Origin of the sequence: Shinella sp., assembly GCF_052438155.1 — a bacterium.
In the GTDB taxonomy this organism is placed as follows: Bacteria; Pseudomonadota; Alphaproteobacteria; order Rhizobiales; family Rhizobiaceae; genus Shinella.
The window spans coordinates 162,390-180,144 of record NZ_JBQVPI010000011.1; the positions used below are offsets into that span (position 1 = coordinate 162,390).

Sequence of the window (17,755 nt, forward strand, 5' to 3'; positions counted from 1 at the left end):
GGCCATTCTCCTGAAGAAGAGCGGTGGCAACTTGTTGCATTAACTGCTTGTTGTCGAGACTCCGTGTCATCCAGCCGCGTGATGATACTCGTGAAATATTCCGAGCTTTACCGTTCAGAATGTCAAAACAGAGATACAATCAGGCTCCAAACATTGCTTAGCTACTTACGTCGCTCCACGTGTTCTGACTTTGATTTGGATCAAAGTGGTTATCGTGATATGCCTTATACTATAAAAATGGAACACACGCTGACCCACCTTCGCTTCCTGCTCGCCGCGATCGTCCTGATCGCAGGCAGCCTGATGGTCAGCAGTTCACCTGGTCTTTCCGGAGAAGCTTCCGGTATCGCTGTCAACTTCGGTGTTGCCGGTGACAGTACAGCGCACCGTGCCAGCGGTTCACACCAAGTGACAAACCGCGTTGCCGCAACGAACCAGGACAGCCAGCAAAACGGTTGCAGGCAAGAATGCAGCATGAATTGCGTGCCCTCGGCCGGATCAAGTTGTTGCGCTACGGCCGTTTCCTCTGCCAGGGGATGCAAGACTCTCGATCGGGAGGCAATCGCCGCATACGGCATCGTGGATGCCGAGCTCTTGGCAGCAGGCGTCGATCCCGAGGCTCTTCTACGACCTCCACAAACTCCCTCCACAAACTTCGCCTGAAGCTGCGGTATCGTGGTTCTCGGATCTGTTTGGCTGACAGAACCAGTAGGCTCGTCATTCCACCAATGATCCGCGAAGCGGCGCCTGGTTCGGCGAAGCGAGTTGCTCGCATACCGATCACCGGATGTGCGAACGGCCCGAATTACGGGCCAAATAAGTGGAGAAGTCCCAATGAATAAGCTCATTACACTGTCCGTCGGCATCGCAATGGGCATTACGCTCGCTCTTCTGAGCATGTTGTGTGCTCTGACTTTCGCGCTCTGGCCGAACGCTACACTCGATTTCTTCAGCGCGTTCACCCACGGGCTTGATCTTGGCGCGATCAAATCAACTGCGCCGATGAGCGCTGGTCGTGTTCTCTACGGCGTTGTCGGCCTTGGACTCGTCGGCTTCGTCGCGGGTGTGGTGTACGCCTCGATCTACAATGCCGTCGCCAGCGCAGCCGCCGGGAAGCAGCGCCCGTCAAGTTGAGGATCGCTTATGATACCTGCAGGCAATTCATGGACGTTTTCGTCGGCATTTTTCGCTGTGGCTGGCGTGATAATCGCCAGGCCCCCGCGCACCAATCTCTATCAACTGTCCAGTGGAAGGAGCCCAATCCATGGACCCGCATACACAACATCCGGCTGATCACCCGGCCGGGCATGAACCGGAGCGCGAACTTGAGCCAAGGCCGCATGGGTTTTTGACTTCGAAGGCGGGGTTGGTCACGATTGCGTTCCTGCTGATCGCCGCGTTTTTCCTTCTCTCTGAGCACCGGGTGCATGCCCTCGGTTTCCTTCCCTTCCTGCTGCTGTTGGCCTGTCCTCTGCTGCACATGTTCATGCATGGCGGCCACAGGGGGCACGGCGGTCACGGAGGACATAGCCATCAGAACAAGCCTGAGCCGAGCGCGCGAAACGGTCCGACACGCGGAAGAGGAGCGTGACCATGGTCGAGCAATCTCAAGCCTATGGCCTCTGGGGCCTGGTCATCGTCAATTCGGCGGTTTTCATCGTGTTCGCCTTCAGCTTCTTCAAGCCGCGAACAGGCCGTGACTGGCGCTCCTTCGGTGCGTTCAGCGCCTTCTTGGTGGCGCTGTTCGCGGAGATGTATGGTTTTCCGCTGACGATCTATCTGCTTTCAGGTTGGCTTCAATCGCGGTTCCCCGGAATCGACTGGTTGTCGCATGATGGTGGTCATCTCCTGGAGATGATGTTCGGATGGCGGCTGAATCCGCATTTCGGCCCGTTCCACATTGCTAGTTTCATCCTGATTGGTGGCGGATTCGTGCTGATCTCGGCCGCATGGCGAATTCTCTACGAAGCACAGCGTCAAGGCCGCCTCGCGACTGGCGGCCCGTACGACTATGTCCGCCACCCGCAATACGTCGGCTTCGTTCTGGTCATGCTGGGCTTCCTGGTCCAGTGGCCGACATTGCTGACCCTTGCGATGCTCCCGATCCTGGTAGCGATGTATGTGCGGCTTTCCTTCGTGGAAGAGCACGAGGCAAGAAAGGAGTACGGCGAAGCATACGACCGCTACGCCGCCCGGGTGCCAGCCTTCTTCCCGCACTTGAATAGGCTGTTCGGTGCTTCCGACAGACCCAGCACACATTGATCACCCTCTGCCAGGTCGAATGTTGGCCTTGTTGTCCTAAATGAAACCCTGAGTTCCGAGATTTCCGGAGCTCGAAACTGAAGGAGGCGATGATGAAGCGCCGAGATTTCCTTAAAAGCGCATTTACTGGCGCCGCAGTTCTTGCGGCGCCAGCGTTCTCGCCAAGGCCGACCTTCGCTGGTCAGTCGGGCGACCAAATGCGGCTTGGTATTATCCACCGCACGATCGAGGTGAACGGCAAGGCTGCCAGCGTCTTCGGCCTCCAACGGGCAGACGGCACGCCGGGCCTCCGGTTGCGGGCGGGTGATGCCTTCAATGTCCTGCTCCGCAATGAGACTGCCGAGTCAACGATCATGCATTGGCACGGGCTGACGCCGCCCTGGGCGAGCGACGGCGTGCCGGACGCGCCGCTCCCGCTCATCGCCGCCGGAGCCCAACGTGGCTATAACTTTCCGGTCGGCAAGCCGGGCACCCATTGGATGCATGCCCACACTCTGCAGGAGCAATCTCTTCTTGCCGCCCCGCTGATCGTCGCCGATCCAGCCGATGATGAAAGGGATGAGCAGGAGATCGTCATTCTCCTTCACGACTTCTCGTTCTCGCCGCCGGAGGAACTGCTGGCACGGTTGCAGGGCAAAAATATCGACGCCGCCATGTCGATGGACCACAGCGGGATGAGCATGGCGGGCGCGCAAACGGATGCGATGGCTGGGATGAACCACGGTGGCCAAGCCATCGCAATGGACATCAACGACATCGAATACGACGCCTATCTGGCCAATGATCGCACGCTGGACGATCCCGAGGTCGTCTCCATGGAAGCTGGCGGCCGCGCGCGGGTGCGTATCATCAACGGCGCGACCGCGACGGCGTTCACGATCGATTTCGGCGAACTCGAAGGCGAGCTGATCGCGGTCGATGGTCAGGATATAGAGCCGGTCAAAGGCCGTCGATTTCCGATGACAATGGGACAGCGCATCGACGTCCGGTTGCAGCTGCCGAGCGAACCCCGCTCCTTCCCGATCCTGGCACTGCGCGAGGGGAGCAGAGAAAGGACCGGAATCATCCTGCGTCCGGCCAGGGCGGCGGTGGCCAAGATCGCGACGGCGGGAGATGACGACGCCCCGGTCCTGGATCTGCTGCTTGAGGCGAAACTACGCGCCGTTGCGTCACTGCCATCCCGACCGGCGGACAAGAAGTTCGACATGGCGTTAACTGGCGACATGGCCGCCTACCGCTGGGGGTTGAAGACGAATGAACCGATCCTGGTGGATGTGGGCGACCGCGTGGAAGTGACGCTGCGCAACACCAGCATGATGGCGCATCCAATGCACCTGCACGGCCATCATTTCCAGGTAGTCGCGATCGATGGCCAGCGCTTCGCAGGAGCGATGAGAGATACCGTTCTGCTTCCTCCGATGCGCTCTGTGACGATCGCCGTCGATGCCGAAAATCCCGGCCAGTGGGCCTTCCACTGCCATCATCTCTACCACATGGCGACAGGGATGATGTCGACCTTCGGCTATGAGGCTTAGGATAATTGCAGTCGCCGTCATGTCCTGCGGCATAACGGATCCGCGGCGCGCTGCGCGGCAACCAAAGGAGACGAACGTGAAAAAGACAACGCTGGAAGTACGTGACCTATTTGGAATACTGGATTTCGCGGCGGTCGAAAAGCGTCTCGCCGCCTTACCGGGTGTGGCCAGCGTTGCGATGAACGCTGGCTCGACAAGCGCAACCATCGAATTCGACGAAGCGCGGACGAACACTGAGACTCTGGCCCGCGAAATCGAGATTTGCGGGTTTCACTGCAGGGGCGAGACTGTGCCACGGCATCTCTGCTTGCCCGGCAGCACAACGGTTCCCCCCGGGCATCCGCGCGCGCCCTCAGGACACATGCACGGCCACGCGAAGCCCGCGGCCGTAATCCACGCGGCACCAGGCAAAGCGGAGGGAACGGCCGCAGCCGAGGTGCCCCGTGACGCTACCGCCCATGAGATGGGACACGGCGCCGGAATGGACATGCAGGACATGGTCAGTGACATGCGCAATCGCTTTTGGATCGCGGTCGCCTTCAGCTTGCCGATCTTCTTTTTCTCGCCGATGGGCATGGACTTCATTCAAGTCACACCACCATTCGGCCTGCGGCTCGACCTCGTCCTGTTCGTGCTGGCGAGCGGGGCAATCCTTTATCCGGTCTGGCCTTTCGTAGTCGCGGCTTACCGCTCACTTCGCAACGGTGTCGCTAATATGGCGGTGCTGGTTGTCCTCAGCGTGGGCGCTGGATACCTGTTCAGTGTCGGGTCGACCTTCATTTACGGCGGAGAGCAGTTCTATGAAGCCTCGGCGATTCTGCTGGTCTTTATCCTGCTCGGCCATTGGCTTGAAATGCGCGCCAGGGCAGGCGCGTCTGCGGCGATCCGCGCGCTGATGGATCTGGCGCCTGCGACAGCAAATGTGTTTCGCGACGGTAAGGAGTTGGAAGTGCCAACGGCACAGATCGTGTCCGGCGACACGGTTGTGATCCGGCCGGGTAATAAAATCCCGGTCGACGGCACGGTGTTGGAAGGGGCATCAGCGGTCGACCAGTCAATGCTCACAGGCGAATCGATGCCGGTGGAAAAGAAAGTCGGCGATACGGTAATCGGAGCTACGATCAACAAGAGCGGCACGTTCCGTTATCAGGCGACCAAAGTCGGCGCGGATACGGCGCTTGCCCAGATTGTCAAGCTGGTTCAGGAAGCGCAGAATTCGAAGGCGCCGGCGCAGTTGCTAGCAGATCGCGCTGCGCAATGGCTGGTCCTGGCAGCGGTTGTCGTGGGTCTGCTCACCTTCGCCGTTTGGTATTGGTGGATCGGCGAGACCCTTCTATTCGCTATCAGTCTGATGATTACAGTTTTCGTGATCGCCTGCCCAGACGCGCTCGGGCTGGCCACCCCGATGGCAATCATGGTCGGCACAGGACTTGGCGCCGTGAACGGCATCCTGTTCAAGAACGCGTCAGCACTGGAGGACGCGACCAAGTTGAACGTCATCATTTTCGACAAGACCGGCACGCTGACCATGGGCAAGCCCGAAGTCGTGGACTTGGTGACGGCCGCGGGCGCTACGGAGGCTCAGTTGTTGTCCGCCGCAGCCGCCGTGGAGGCCGGATCGGATCATCCGTTGGCACAGGCAATCCTGCGCCGTGCGGTCGATGTGAAGGCTCCTAAGGCGACAGGTTTCAAGAATATCGAGGGCAAGGGCGCGCAGGCCGAGATCGACGGTAAGACAGCCTTCCTCGGCAACAAACTCCTGATGAGCGAGAACAAGATCGATCTAGGCGAACTTGGGGTCAGATCGACAGAAATGCAGGGGGCTGGACGAACGGTCGTACATCTCGCGGTCGATGGCAAACTCATTGGCTTGATTGGCATCGCCGATGCGGTGCGACCATCGGCGATAGAAGCGGTCAAGGCGTTGCGGGGACGCGGCGTAGAGGTGTTTATGCTGACTGGCGACAACCAGGGCACCGCCGAGCGCATCGCCAAAAGCCTTGGGATAGACAGCGTGTTCGCCGACGTGCTGCCGGGCGATAAAGCAAGCAAGGTCAAGGAGCTTCAGGCTCAAGGCAAGAAGGTCGGCATGGTCGGCGACGGCGTCAACGACGCTCCCGCGTTGACGCAGGCCGATGTCGGCTTCGCCATAGGCGCTGGCACCGATGTCGCGATCGAGAGTGCCGATATCGTGCTGATGAAAAGCGACCCGTTCGATGTGGTCGGCGCCATCGAGCTGTCTCGTGCGACCCTGAGAAAAATGCATCAGAACCTGTACTGGGCAGTCGCCTACAACATCGTTGCCTTCCCGCTGGCAGCAGGTGTGCTCTTTCCGTTTTTGCTTAGCCCGACCATCGCAGCCATCGCCATGTCCGGCAGTTCAGCGATCGTCGCGATCAATGCCTTGATGCTAAAACGAACCAGGCTGACGGGTATCAAACTTCAAGGCGAGTACAAACCTGCTCCAGCGCTCAAACCTGCGATGGCGGGATCATGATCAGTCGTGCTTTATCCACAGGCATACCACTGAGCACGATGGCTGTGCTGATGCTGTCAGTATTCACGGTGTCGATCGGCTATGGCGTTATATTGCCACTGCTGCCGTTTCTGATCGAGCGGCTGCTCGGCGCGAGTGGCGATGCTGCCCAGATTTCCCGCGCAACCGGCCTGCTCACCGGCATGTACATGCTCTCGCTCTTTGTGTTTGCGCCGGTATGGGGACGCCTGTCTGACCGTTATGGACGCCGCATCATCCTTTTGATTGGACTCGTCGGCTTTAGCATCACAATGTTGATCTTCGCGTTCATCGAGAACTTGGTCGCCGTCTACGCCGAACGCTTCCTAAGTGGGATGTTTTCCGCAGCGGTCACCCCGGTTGCACTGGCCGTCATCGGGGATATTGCGGCGACCGAGGATGTGCGGGCGCGCCGCCTCACCTTCGTCAGCCTGGCGGGAATCAGTGGGTTTCTGCTCGGACCGATGCTGGGTGTGGGGGTTACGAGGGCCGCAGGCAGCTTGCTCCCTTTCTTCAGCGGGGACGGGGCATTAACCCTACCTCTCGCGGCAACAGCGATACTGGCGCTGCTCGTGGCGTTTGCCACGGTCATAACAGTCCCGGAAACCAGGCCGCGCGATGCCGCCGCCAAGCGTGGCCAACCCGCTCCCGAGCTGGTGCCCCGGCTCGTCCCCCTCTTGCTATCGCTGGCCTTCATCGTCGCTGCCGGGGTCGGCGTATTCGAGGTCGGACTGGCGCTTCGCGGCAAACAGGAGCTTGGGCTAACCCAGTATCAGATCGCCATGATGTTCACTCTGTGCAGCGTGGTGATGTTCGTGGTTCAGGCCATCGTATTCTCGCCCTTGATCAAGGCCGAAACGACGCGGTGGTTCATCGCTCCGGCGCTTACGGTGCTGGCGGCCGGATTGTTCCTTGTTCCTCGTGCTTCCGATTTCACGCTGATGCTCGTGGTGATCGGCGCAGTGGCGGCCAGCGCCGGAATCCTATCGCCGATCCTGACGTATTGGATTTCGAACAGGGCCGGCGAGGCACAGGGCGCGCAACTGGGCAAACAAACGGCTGCGGCGAGCCTCGGCGCGGCACTCGGTTCGGTCGCCGGTGGTCTTTTATTCGATGTGACTTGGCTCCCCTACGCCCCTTTCCTGCTCATGACTGTCCTCACCCTAGCAGGCATTCTCCTGAGCCTCAGCCTGCCGAAGTTGCTCGTTCGATCGCCGCACACCGGAGCCGTCGATGATGGCACGATTGGGAAGCTCGCCTCTCCAGCGCCCAAAAAGACGGGAAGTTAGTAAGGCAGCGCGCGGCGGCCCCGCGCTTGAACCGATGAACATTAGCGGGTTTTCTTGGTTGCCGAAAGCGACTGAGCGTCACGCTGTACCATGAACGGGTAGCACCAGTTCCTGACCAGGATGATTTAGCCAGCCGCCTTCGAATCCCGCCATGCACAGTCCAGTGCGGATATAAGGGCAAGCGCGCATTAGCCGCCACAACAGGCCACTGCGTTCGTTCTCGATCATGAGCACGATGGGGCCTTCATTCAAACCGAAGTGCCAGGACGAAACCCAATAGCCAAAGCTACTTTCCGGGCTCCCTGGGTGCGTAGGATTGAAAGCTGCTTTGAAGCCATATGCGTTGGACGCCTTTAGTTTGGCTTGGTGAATGCAGAAGCTTATCGCTGGCCGGACAATCTCTGGCGCAAACGGCAAAGAAGCGACGACTGACCACGGTGCGAGTGTGCCGTCATCAGGGCCGTACGGGACGCCACGCGCGACATAGTCTTCAAAGCGACGCTCGATACCGTTGAGCTTGAGTGAAGACGGGCCGGGGCCTTCGCTGGCAGTGATACCCCAACAATGTTCCCCATAGCCCGCAAAGCCGAGCGGATTTTCAATGGCGTAGCGCTGCTGAACGAAGGTCGCGCGCCGACTGTTCTCGAAATAGTCGCTTGACTTTCCACGCATGAATGAATCCTGAATGTCTCTAAAATCGATCCACACGTGCGAAAGCTGGTGGATGAACAATGGCCCCGCGTAAAGATACTCGTAGCCGTAGCAGCGCTCCCAACGGAAGGTAGCTGTCCAAGCCTTGTAGCTGCTTGGCGGGAGGGGATAAGTAGGCGAGCCTAGCCCAAGGACATAGAGTAAAAGTGCCTCGTCATAGCCTTCCCATCGGTGCTTAATAAATCCGCTCTCGGGTGTCCAGCCGTGTGTGACGGTTTCTCCTCCGTCCTGCGCCCATCGCCAATCGGTTCTGCTGTAAAGAGCATTCGCTAAGACGCGTATCTCGGTTTCAGCGGGGGCATTTGCATCAAAAAAGGCAGCAGCGGCCAACGCCCCGGCTAATAAAAAGGTGGTGTCAATGGTCGATAGCTCACATCCCCATGCTCGCCGGCCCGATTGCATATCGAGAAAATGATAGTAGAAGCCATGATATCCAGTGGCGTCCGGCTCCTGTCCTTGTGCACTGTTCCAGAAAAAGCGTAGCGTAGCCAAGGTGCGTTCCACGCCGGCGCTCCGCGTCATGAACCCGCGCTTGATGCCAACAGGATAGCAGGCGAGCGCAAGACCGGTAGCAGCAATGCTTGCGGGCCAGTTCGCTTCAGTTTTGTCACGAATAAGACCATTTGTTGGATTCGCCTCATTGACGAAGTAATCGAATGTCTCTCGCTGCAACGTTTCTAGATCGTCGTACATCTCAGAGATGTTCACGATGTCACCTTCGGTTGGGTTTCGCCCTGTGGTGCTCCGTTTTCCAATGCGTCCTACCCCCGATCAGAGAGTGTCAGGTGGTCGTACACACCATTGACGCCCCTCACACCCTCAGCAACTACGCGCGAAAGGTCCCGTTCGCTCTCTGAATTAACCACTCCCCATAAATGGACCATGCCGTCGGTAACCGTAATGGTCAGGTTGACGCCCGTTACGTCTGAGTTCTCTTTTAACCTTGTAAGAATGCTACGACGGATCGCATAGTCGCCTGGAGCCGTGTCGTCGAGCTTGGCCGTAATAAGAGCATGTAAGAGGTCAGCGCGGCTAACCATGCCAACTAGATTATCTCCCCTCATCACTGGTACTCGCTTGATGCCGCGCTCCTCCATCAACGCCGCGATTTGAGTGAGCGAGGCTCCCTGGTCAACCTGAACCAGATTCGCGGTCATCACATCTGCCACTTTCCAGCTGTGACTTTTCACATAACTACGTGCCCTCTCCCCGTTGGTGCTGAGGTGCTGATCATCTGGCGAAAGTGCGGGGAGACCGAGTTCCGATCGACGTAAGAAGTCGCCTTCGGTCACAATGCCAACCAAGTGTCCTTGATCATCAAGTACAGGTAAGCCGCTGATGTGGTGGTCCAGCATAATTTGCGCCGCATGGCTGACGCTGTGGTCCGGCGAAACGGTAACCACATCCACCGTCATAACATCCCTCGCTATCATCTGTCTTGATCCCATATGTTCAGTTGGAGTGCGACGTTGGGACGATCCTACCACCTCCCGCCTCTGGCGTTGCACGAAATCCCGCAGTTGGACATCAAGCTGGGTGCGATCGGTCGCTTTTAACACTGACCGAACCGCATGATGATTTCGCGGCCGAGCCGACCTAGTTAAACGTCTCAGAAACAGCATGGCGCGTAGTATTGAACACTTATCCGCCTGCGCGATGAGATAGGCACCGTCTTCAACGAACCGATGTTCTCGCCCCTCTTTCCGGCCTGCGGCCAGCCAGCCCAAAGCCCTCGGCGTCCGCCGAGGTCTGTCGGATCGTCGAGCGGTTCGTAGCCGGACCGACTGGAGATACGCATTAGGCTTAGAATCGACGCACACGAGCCCGCTTGCAGCGCGTATATGCAGAGGTTGCATTCGGGAATCGTCCACCAATATGTTGAGCTCCGCGTATCTCGGTAAGGGCGATCCTCCGAGCTCCTCAGCGAGTTGTCGCTATGCTCTCATCCGCCCACTGCCAATTGCGGATCTCCGGCATGTCTTGACCGTGTGCGCGAATATATGCCCGGTGTTCAAGCAACTTGCTGTCCATCACTTGCTTCAGTCCGATGCGGATGCTCTTCAGTTCTGGCACCCAGTCAAGCACGCTGTGCACGATATGGTAGCGGTCGAGCCCGTTCAGCACGGTCATGTCGAAAGGCGTCGTGGTCGTGCCTTCCTCGTTGTAGCCGCGCACATGGATGTTGCCGTGGTTGGTCCTGCGATAGGTGAGACGATGGATCGTCCAAGGGTAACCGTGGTAGGCGAAGATGACGGGCCTGTTGGTTGTAAACAGCGCGTCAAATTCCCTGTCCGAGAGGCCATGCGGATGATGCTCTTTTGGCTGGAGCGTCATCAAGTCCACCACGTTGATGACCCGGATGGCCAGATCCGGCGCAAGCTCCTTGAGGATCTGCACTGCGGCAAGCGTTTCCAGCGTGGGAACGTCGCCAGCACACGCCAACACCACGTCGGGTTCGCTTCCGCTCTTCGTCGAAGCCCAATCCCAGATACCTATTCCTGCCCGGCAATGAACGATCGCCTTGTCCATGGACAGCCACTGCCACGATGGAGGCTTGCCCGCGACGATGATGTTGACACGATTCCACGTGCGCAGGACATGATCCGTCACGCAGAGCAGTGTGTTCGCATCCGGCGGCAGGTAGACGCGTACGATGTCAGCTTTCTTGTTGAGTGCGACATCGATGAAGCCCGGATCTTGATGACTGAACCCATTGTGTTCCTGATGCCAGACATGGCTCGACAGCAGATAATTCAGCGACGAGATGGGTCTCCTCCACGGAATATCCCGGCACGCATCCAGCCACTTCGCGTGCTGGTTGAACATCGAATCGACGATGTGAATGAACGCCTCGTAGCAGGAAAACAGCCCGTGCCGGCCGGTGAGGAGGTAGCCTTCCAGCCAGCCCTGGCAGGTATGCTCGGATAGAATTTCCAGAACTCTGCCGTCGCGGCCAAGATGGACGTCTTCGGGAAGGATGGTCTCCATCCACGCGCGTTCTGTCACCTGAAAGACATCCTGCAGCCGGTTGGACGCTGTCTCGTCGGGACCCACGATGCGGAAGTTCTTGGATGCGTCGTTGAGCTTCATCACGGCACGCAGGAAATCGCCCATCGCTTTTGTCGATTCGGCTTTCATGGACCCTGGCTGCCCGGTTGCCACCGCATGATCCTGCAATCCGGGGAGATCGAGGGATTTGCGCAAAAGCCCTCCATTGGCATGGGGGTTGGCGCTCATGCGACGCAGGCCTTGCGGCGCCGTTTCCCGGATTGATGCCAAGGGGGCGCCGCTGGCGTCAAAAAGCTCTTCGGGCCGATAGCTTTTCAGCCATTCCTCCAATAACTTCAGATGCTCGGGATCGTTCGCGATCCCCGACAACGGCACCTGATGCGACCGCCAGAATCCTTCGGTCTTCAGGCCATCAACCTGTTTCGGGCCGGTCCAACCCTTCGGGCTGCGCAACACGATCATCGGCCACTTGGGACGTGAGGACAGTTTAGAGCCGCCCCGCGCGATGTTCTGAATGTCATGAATTTTGTCCATCGCCTGGTCGAGAACAACTGCCATGCGCTCATGCATCAGTGCAGGATCGTGCCCTTCGACAAAGAGCGGCTCGTAGCCGTAGCCGATGAACAGCGCTCGCAGCTCGTCCTCGGGGATGCGCGCCAGAATGGTGGGATTGGCGATCTTGTAGCCATTCAAATGCAGGATCGGCAAAACGGCGCCGTCGCGCGCAGGGTTCAGGAACTTGTTCGAATGCCATGCGGCCGCCAGCGGCCCGGTTTCAGCTTCTCCATCGCCGACCACGCAGGCAACGATGAGGTCCGGATTGTCAAAGGCCGCACCAAAGGCATGGGAAAGAGCATAGCCGAGTTCGCCGCCCTCATGGATGGATCCAGGCACATCGGGCGCGGCATGGCTGGGTATACCGCCCGGGAACGAAAACTGCCGGAACAGTTTCTGCATTCCCGCCTCATCGAGCGTGATGTCTGGATAGAGTTCACTATACGTGCCTTCGAGATAGGTATTGGCGACCATTGCCGGGCCGCCATGGCCAGGCCCACAGACATAGATGACGTCCTCGTTGCGTGCTCGGATAATGCGGTTCAGATGGGCGTAGATGAAACTCAGGCCTGGTGATGTACCCCAGTGGCCAAGGAGCCTTGGCTTAACATGCTCAAGCCGAAGCGGTTCGCGCAACAGTGGGTTGTCTATCAAGTATATCTGGCCAATCGTCAGATAATTTGCTGCCCGCCAGTACGTGTCGATATCGTGCAATTCGCGCTGCGAAAGACGTTCAGAGTGAATAACTGCCTTCAGGGGATCGCTCATAGTGGCTCCTGGTTTCGCAGACCTAAAAATTTGCGTAGTGGGGGCGGACTCGGCTGCGAAGTCGAAGCACCGTTCTTGGCGTCTCTATCGACACTAACGCATCAAGCGAACCTTGGGTCCGTTCGTCCGAGACGAATACGAAGCGATAGACATAAAAACGTGCGGACGGGGTTCCATAGCCGGCGAGCGCCTCTATCGTGGCCATCGTTTTGGCAAGGAGCAGCAACCTGCAAGAAATCCGCTAATCTCTGTTCGTCACTGCAACGGCGCGAAGATCGGGAACGAGCGATCCTTCACCGCTGATCCGGATATCTGCAGCATTTGCCTCATCCGTATCGATATGCATCTCGGTCACGGCGTTGGCGCTGACGCGAATGAGCGTCTTGCCGAACACCAGCCCGCGCTCTTCGTCGCCGATGTGAACGTCCACGAGCATTCCGTCCGCGAGGCCCAGGCGTCCGGCATCATTCGGGTTGGTATGAATGTGCCGCGCAGCCACAATCAGCCCGTCGGTATTGAGGCTACCGACGGGTCCGATGAGGCGAACCGTTGGCGTGCCGTCCAGTTTGCCACTATCGCGAACGGGCGCATCAATGCCGAGCGCAAAACCATCTGTTCTTGAGATTTCGATCTGTGTCCGCAGACGCTCGGGCCCAAGGATGGCGACACGCTCCAGGCGACCTTTGGGTCCCTCCAGGACAACGCGCTCGCTTGCCGCCCATTGCCCGGGCTGGCGAAGAGGAACCGCGGGCGTCAATCGGTATCCGGCTCCAAACAAGGTCTCGACGGCTGCTCGGGACAGGTGAACGTGACGGGCCGATACCGCGACAGGGATCGGTTCGGGCACGGTTGCCTTTGGCGTCAATGCAGCGGCTGTCTCCCTGGCGATCATCAATTGTTCGGCAGTCTCGGTGACAATGACCCGCACTCTCGCGCCATAGGCCTGGATCTGCGGTGCAGCACGGTTAGCGAGGTCCACAAATTGGTTTCGGTCATGGTCGAGCCGCAGACCCATGAATTCCAGTCCATCACAGATGCGCCGACGCATGGACGGGGAGTTTTCGCCGATGCCTCCGGTAAAAACGACCGCATCGAGGCCACCCATCGCCGCCGCATAGGCGCCAATGTATTTCCGGGCACGATAGGCAAACAGTTCGATGGCAAGCTGGGCATCCGTGTCACCTTTTCCGGCCCGCTCTTCGACATCGCGCATGTCGGATGAGCCTGTTAGTCCGATCAGCCCGCTCTGAGAATAAAGAGCGTCCTCTATCTCCGCTATGGAAAGGCCAAGTTGCCGTGACAGAAAGCCGAACAGGCCCGGGTCGACGTCGCCGGAGCGCGTTCCCATTACCAGTCCCTCAAGCGGTGTCATGCCCATCGACGTGTCTATGCTCTCCCCGCGGTTGACCGCACAGACACTGGCACCGTTACCAAGGTGTACGCTGACGATCTGGAGATCACGCAGCGGTTCGCCAATCTCCTCCGCGGCGCGCATAGCCACATACTTGTGCGACGTGCCATGAAACCCAAAGCGCCGCAAACCAGCATCGCGCCAAGCCTTCGGCACGGCGTAAGTCGTTGCACGCGGCGGATTGGTGGCATGAAACGCCGTGTCGAAGACCGCGACCTGGGGCAGGTTCGGCCAGACTTCTTTCGCAATGCGCACAGCCAGCAGATTTGCGGGATTGTGTAGCGGCGCCAATGGCGTCAGCGCCTCGATCGCCGCAACCGTCGTTTCGTCAAGCACTGCTGTCGTTTTGAAGTTTTCACCCCCGTGGACGATCCGGTGGCCGACCGCCTGCAGTTCTGTAACTCCGTGACCATCAAGAATTTGCGGAAGGGCACCTAGGGCGCCGGCAATGTCGCCCATTGGCGCTTGCCCGGTTTCTGTCGCACCATCCTTGGTAATCTTGTAGGAACAGCTCCCGGCCTCAAATTTCTCGTAAGTCGCTTTGAATATTTCGGTCGCCTTGTCTGCAATCTCGAACACGCCGATTTTCAGGCTGGAGCTGCCGCAGTTCAACACAAGTATTTTCACAACGCGCCTTTCAAACCAGTTCGGCTCAGCAGTGTCGCTGGGGTTTCCCCATCACCAACCTGACATGGTCACGGCCGCTGACTTCGCGTCGTCACAGGGGGTGATGGTGACCGTCCGGCTGGAAGCAAACCCATAGCACACCTGAATGAAACTGCCGTGTTCAATCTACGCGAGGAATGAGGAGCCTTAGACAACTTTGTTGGCTACAGTGACCACCGCGCAGGGCGTGAGTTAAGCCGGCAGGGCAAGGATAAGCTTTTGAACGAACAAAGTCGGTCTTATTCACTCGATGATTATTCGCTACTGTCAGGCGAAGCTGTAGCGCGAGAGTTGGGCAGCGATGCCGAGAGCGGCCTGAGCAGGTCGGAGGCGGCGAGGCTCCGGACTGAATTTGGCCTCAATGAACTACGGGCGGTATCGCCGATGCCCGCCTGGCGACGCGTACTTGGACAATTTCGGGACCCGCTCGTTTATCTGCTGCTCGGCGCGATCATTGTAGCCCTTTTGGCGTGGTCCATCGAGGGCCGCGAGGGGTTGCCCGTGGACGCGCTAGTCATCGCCATGGTCGTGATGGCCAATGCCGTTCTCGGTTTCGTGCAGGAAGCAAGGGCCGCGAACGCCGTCGCAGCGCTGGCGCGGATGACGGCTGTGACTTCTTCAGTGCTGCGCGACGGGGAGCGAAGGCGCATCCCGAGCGCCGAGCTGGTCCCGGGCGACATCCTGCTGCTTGAAGAAGGCGACGCCGTTGGCGCCGATGGTCGGCTTCTGCTCTCGGCGAGCCTTCGTGTGCAGGAAGCATCGCTCACCGGCGAAAGCGAGGCCGTTTTGAAAGACGCCGCCGCTCTAAATAGCCAGGCCCCGCTCGCCGAGCGGCGCTGCATGGTTTTCAAGGGCACTGCGGTCGTTCAGGGGACCGGTCGCGCCGTCATCACCGCTACCGGCATGCAGACCGAGATGGGCGCTATTGCCACCATGCTCGACGCAACCGTGGAGCAGCAGACACCGCTTCAGAAGGAGGTGGCGCTGATCGGACGCATGCTGGGCATTGCCGTCGTCGTCATCGCCGTCATCGTGGTCGCCACGGTGCTGCTGGTATCTGACATAAAAAGCCCGTCCGACGTCATTACCGTGCTGTTGCTGGGAGTATCGCTGGCAGTCGCGGCGGTTCCGGAAGGTCTTCCGGCCATTCTGTCTCTCGTGTTGGCGCTGGGCGTCCAGCGCATGGCCAAACGCAACGCCGTGGTCAAGACACTCTCGTCGGTGGAGACCCTCGGCTCGGCCTCCGTCATCTGCTCTGACAAGACCGGCACGCTGACGCGCTCCGAGATGACGATCGAGCGGATCATGACGGCGTCGGGCGGCAGCCGCGTTACGGGCGTTGGTTATGCGCCGCTAGGCCGCCTGGAGATCGAGGGCGGCGAAGCGCCCGAAGGAGCGCTTCGCGCCGAGCAGATCGTCGTTCTGAGCGGAGGCAGCCTGGCTGGCAATGCTGCCTTGCGGCAGACTGAAGACGGAGCCTGGGAGATTCAGGGCGATCCAACCGAAGCCGCGTTTCTTGTGGCGGAGCGCAAGCTCGGAGTGGAGGACCGACGCCAGCGACGCTTCGAACGCATCGGTGAGATTCCGTTCAGTTCCGACCGAAAGATGATGTCGACCATCGAGCTCGACCACGAGCATGGCGGCGAACGTATCCTCATCTCTAAGGGCGCGCCCGACGTGTTGATGCAGCACTGCAATCGCATCCGAATTGGCATGGACGTGGCCCCGTTCGACGAGACACAGCGTGCCCGTGCGCACGCCGATGTCGAGCGTCTGTCGGACGAGGCGCTGCGCACTTTGGCGGTCGCCTATCGGCCGCTGGAAGCAGATGAAGACCCGCAATCCAGCGAAACGCTGGAGCACGACCTGATTTTCGTCGGCACTGTTGGCATCATCGACCCGCCGCGCGAGGAAGCGGCGGTCGCGATAGCGCAGGCTCGCCGCGCCGGCATCCGGGTTATGATGATCACCGGCGACCATCCACGCACTGCGGCGCGCATCGCCGCTCTGTTGGGCATTGTAGAGAACGGAACAAAGGCACTGACCGGAGCCGAACTGGACGCCATGGACGATGCGGGTTTCGCGGCTGCGGTACGGGCCACCTCGGTCTATGCCCGTGTGGCGCCCGTCCACAAGCTGCGCATCGTCGATGCGCTTCAGGCAGACGGCAACGTAGTCGCCATGACTGGCGATGGCGTCAACGACGCTCCGGCGCTAAAGGCCGCGGACATCGGCGTTGCCATGGGGATCACCGGCACGGAGGTCACCAAGGAGGCGGCCAAGATGATACTGGCCGACGACAATTTCGCTACCATCGTCGAGGCGGTGCGCGAAGGGCGCGCCATCTTCGACAATATCCGCAAGTTCCTCCGCTATCTGCTGTCGTCCAACATGGGCGAGGTTCTGACCGTGTTCTTGGGCGTCGTCGGAGCTGGCATGATCGGGTTGGGTGACGTTGGCGGCGAGTTGGTGCTGCCGTTGCTGGCCACCCAGATCCTTTGGATCAATCTGGTCACTGATTCCGGCCCCGCGCTTGCGATGGGCATCGACCCGGAAACCGACGATGTGATGGGGCGTCCGCCTCGCAAGGTGAACGAGCGCGCCATCGACGCGCGCATGTGGCGAGGAGTGATCGCAATCGGCCTCGTAATGGCGCTAGCCACGCTTCTCACCATCGATCTTTACCTGCCGGGTGGGCTGATTGAAGGTTCGCAGAGCCTTGATCAGGCTCGAACTGCCGGGTTCACTGTCCTGGTTCTTGCCCAGCTATTCAATTGCTTCAACGCACGTTCTGAGACGACCAGTGCTTTCCGCCATCTGTTTACGAATCGGTGGCTGTGGGCAGCCATTGGACTGTCAGTGCTACTCCAGATTGCGGTCGTCAATTTCGGACCGCTCAACGTGGCGTTCGGGACAGTCCCCCTGCCGCTTGAACAGTGGCTCGTCTGCGTGGCCATCGGCAGCAGCGTCCTTTGGTTCGGCGAGGTCCGCAAATGGGTGCTTCGGCGCTGGGGCAGATGAGACAAGTCACCTA

12 protein-coding genes are annotated in these 17,755 nt (G+C 59.3%); 8 read left to right on the top strand and 4 right to left on the bottom strand.

Annotated elements, in window-relative coordinates:
- Nucleotides 1-63: 63 nt before the first annotated feature.
- The 7 genes from ACT6VE_RS20420 (at nucleotide 64) to ACT6VE_RS20450 (ending at nucleotide 7,601) form a co-directional block, all read left to right on the top strand.
- Nucleotides 64-663 (top strand): hypothetical protein, encoded by a 600-nt coding sequence (locus ACT6VE_RS20420; RefSeq protein WP_245292636.1) that lies wholly within the window; start codon nucleotides 64-66, stop codon nucleotides 661-663.
- A 171-nt stretch (nucleotides 664-834) separates the two neighbouring features.
- Nucleotides 835-1,134 carry a DUF5676 family membrane protein gene (locus tag ACT6VE_RS20425; protein WP_092938612.1) on the top strand — a complete coding sequence of 100 codons (300 nt, stop codon included), beginning with the start codon at nucleotides 835-837 and terminating at the stop codon, nucleotides 1,132-1,134.
- 130 nt (nucleotides 1,135-1,264) lie between these two features.
- On the top strand, nucleotides 1,265-1,591 hold the full coding sequence (locus ACT6VE_RS20430; protein WP_092938613.1) for a DUF2933 domain-containing protein: 327 nt from the start codon (nucleotides 1,265-1,267) through the stop codon (nucleotides 1,589-1,591).
- 2 nt (nucleotides 1,592-1,593) lie between these two features.
- Nucleotides 1,594-2,262: a methyltransferase family protein gene (locus ACT6VE_RS20435; RefSeq protein WP_444800276.1), complete on the top strand. Its 669-nt coding sequence runs from the start codon at nucleotides 1,594-1,596 to the stop codon at nucleotides 2,260-2,262.
- 92 nt (nucleotides 2,263-2,354) lie between these two features.
- Nucleotides 2,355-3,797, top strand: coding sequence for a multicopper oxidase family protein (locus ACT6VE_RS20440; RefSeq protein WP_428411747.1), 1,443 nt, complete (start codon nucleotides 2,355-2,357; stop codon nucleotides 3,795-3,797).
- Between the two features lie 76 nt (nucleotides 3,798-3,873).
- Entirely contained in the window at nucleotides 3,874-6,294 is a 2,421-nt protein-coding gene (locus ACT6VE_RS20445) for a heavy metal translocating P-type ATPase (protein WP_428411745.1), read from the top strand.
- A complete protein-coding gene (locus tag ACT6VE_RS20450; protein WP_428411743.1) occupies nucleotides 6,291-7,601 on the top strand; it encodes an MFS transporter in 1,311 nt (436 codons plus the stop codon). Before ACT6VE_RS20445 ends, ACT6VE_RS20450 begins: the two co-directional genes overlap by 4 nt.
- Before the next feature lie 78 nt (nucleotides 7,602-7,679).
- Here ACT6VE_RS20450 and ACT6VE_RS20455 read toward each other — a convergent pair whose 3' ends face one another.
- From ACT6VE_RS20455 to ACT6VE_RS20470, 4 genes are all read right to left on the bottom strand, one after another.
- Nucleotides 7,680-9,005, bottom strand: coding sequence for a glucoamylase family protein (locus ACT6VE_RS20455; RefSeq protein WP_428411918.1), 1,326 nt, complete (start codon nucleotides 9,003-9,005; stop codon nucleotides 7,680-7,682).
- Between the two features lie 68 nt (nucleotides 9,006-9,073).
- The gene (locus tag ACT6VE_RS20460; RefSeq protein WP_444800277.1) at nucleotides 9,074-9,745 is read right to left on the bottom strand and encodes a CBS domain-containing protein; all 672 of its coding nucleotides are present in this window, start codon (nucleotides 9,743-9,745) and stop codon (nucleotides 9,074-9,076) included.
- 487 nt (nucleotides 9,746-10,232) lie between these two features.
- Nucleotides 10,233-12,644: a phosphoketolase family protein gene (locus ACT6VE_RS20465; protein ID WP_428411739.1), complete on the bottom strand. Its 2,412-nt coding sequence runs from the start codon at nucleotides 12,642-12,644 to the stop codon at nucleotides 10,233-10,235.
- 241 nt (nucleotides 12,645-12,885) lie between these two features.
- Complete coding sequence (locus ACT6VE_RS20470; protein ID WP_428411737.1) at nucleotides 12,886-14,682, bottom strand: acetate/propionate family kinase; 1,797 nt, start codon at nucleotides 14,680-14,682, stop codon at nucleotides 12,886-12,888.
- A gap of 258 nt (nucleotides 14,683-14,940) precedes the next feature.
- Between ACT6VE_RS20470 and ACT6VE_RS20475 the strand changes: the two genes are divergently transcribed.
- Nucleotides 14,941-17,742 carry a cation-translocating P-type ATPase gene (locus tag ACT6VE_RS20475; protein ID WP_428411735.1) on the top strand — a complete coding sequence of 934 codons (2,802 nt, stop codon included), beginning with the start codon at nucleotides 14,941-14,943 and terminating at the stop codon, nucleotides 17,740-17,742.
- The last annotated feature ends 13 nt before the right edge of the window (nucleotides 17,743-17,755 follow it).

Coding starts and splice junctions, on each gene's coding strand:
- ACT6VE_RS20455 (WP_428411918.1), bottom strand. CDS start 9,005: ATGTACGACGATCTAGAAACGTTGCAGCGAGAGACATTCGATTACTTC.
- ACT6VE_RS20465 (WP_428411739.1), bottom strand. CDS start 12,644: ATGAGCGATCCCCTGAAGGCAGTTATTCACTCTGAACGTCTTTCGCAG.
- ACT6VE_RS20430 (WP_092938613.1), top strand. CDS start 1,265: ATGGACCCGCATACACAACATCCGGCTGATCACCCGGCCGGGCATGAA.
- ACT6VE_RS20435 (WP_444800276.1), top strand. CDS start 1,594: ATGGTCGAGCAATCTCAAGCCTATGGCCTCTGGGGCCTGGTCATCGTC.
- ACT6VE_RS20460 (WP_444800277.1), bottom strand. CDS start 9,745: ATGATAGCGAGGGATGTTATGACGGTGGATGTGGTTACCGTTTCGCCG.
- ACT6VE_RS20440 (WP_428411747.1), top strand. CDS start 2,355: ATGAAGCGCCGAGATTTCCTTAAAAGCGCATTTACTGGCGCCGCAGTT.
- ACT6VE_RS20450 (WP_428411743.1), top strand. CDS start 6,291: ATGATCAGTCGTGCTTTATCCACAGGCATACCACTGAGCACGATGGCT.
- ACT6VE_RS20425 (WP_092938612.1), top strand. CDS start 835: ATGAATAAGCTCATTACACTGTCCGTCGGCATCGCAATGGGCATTACG.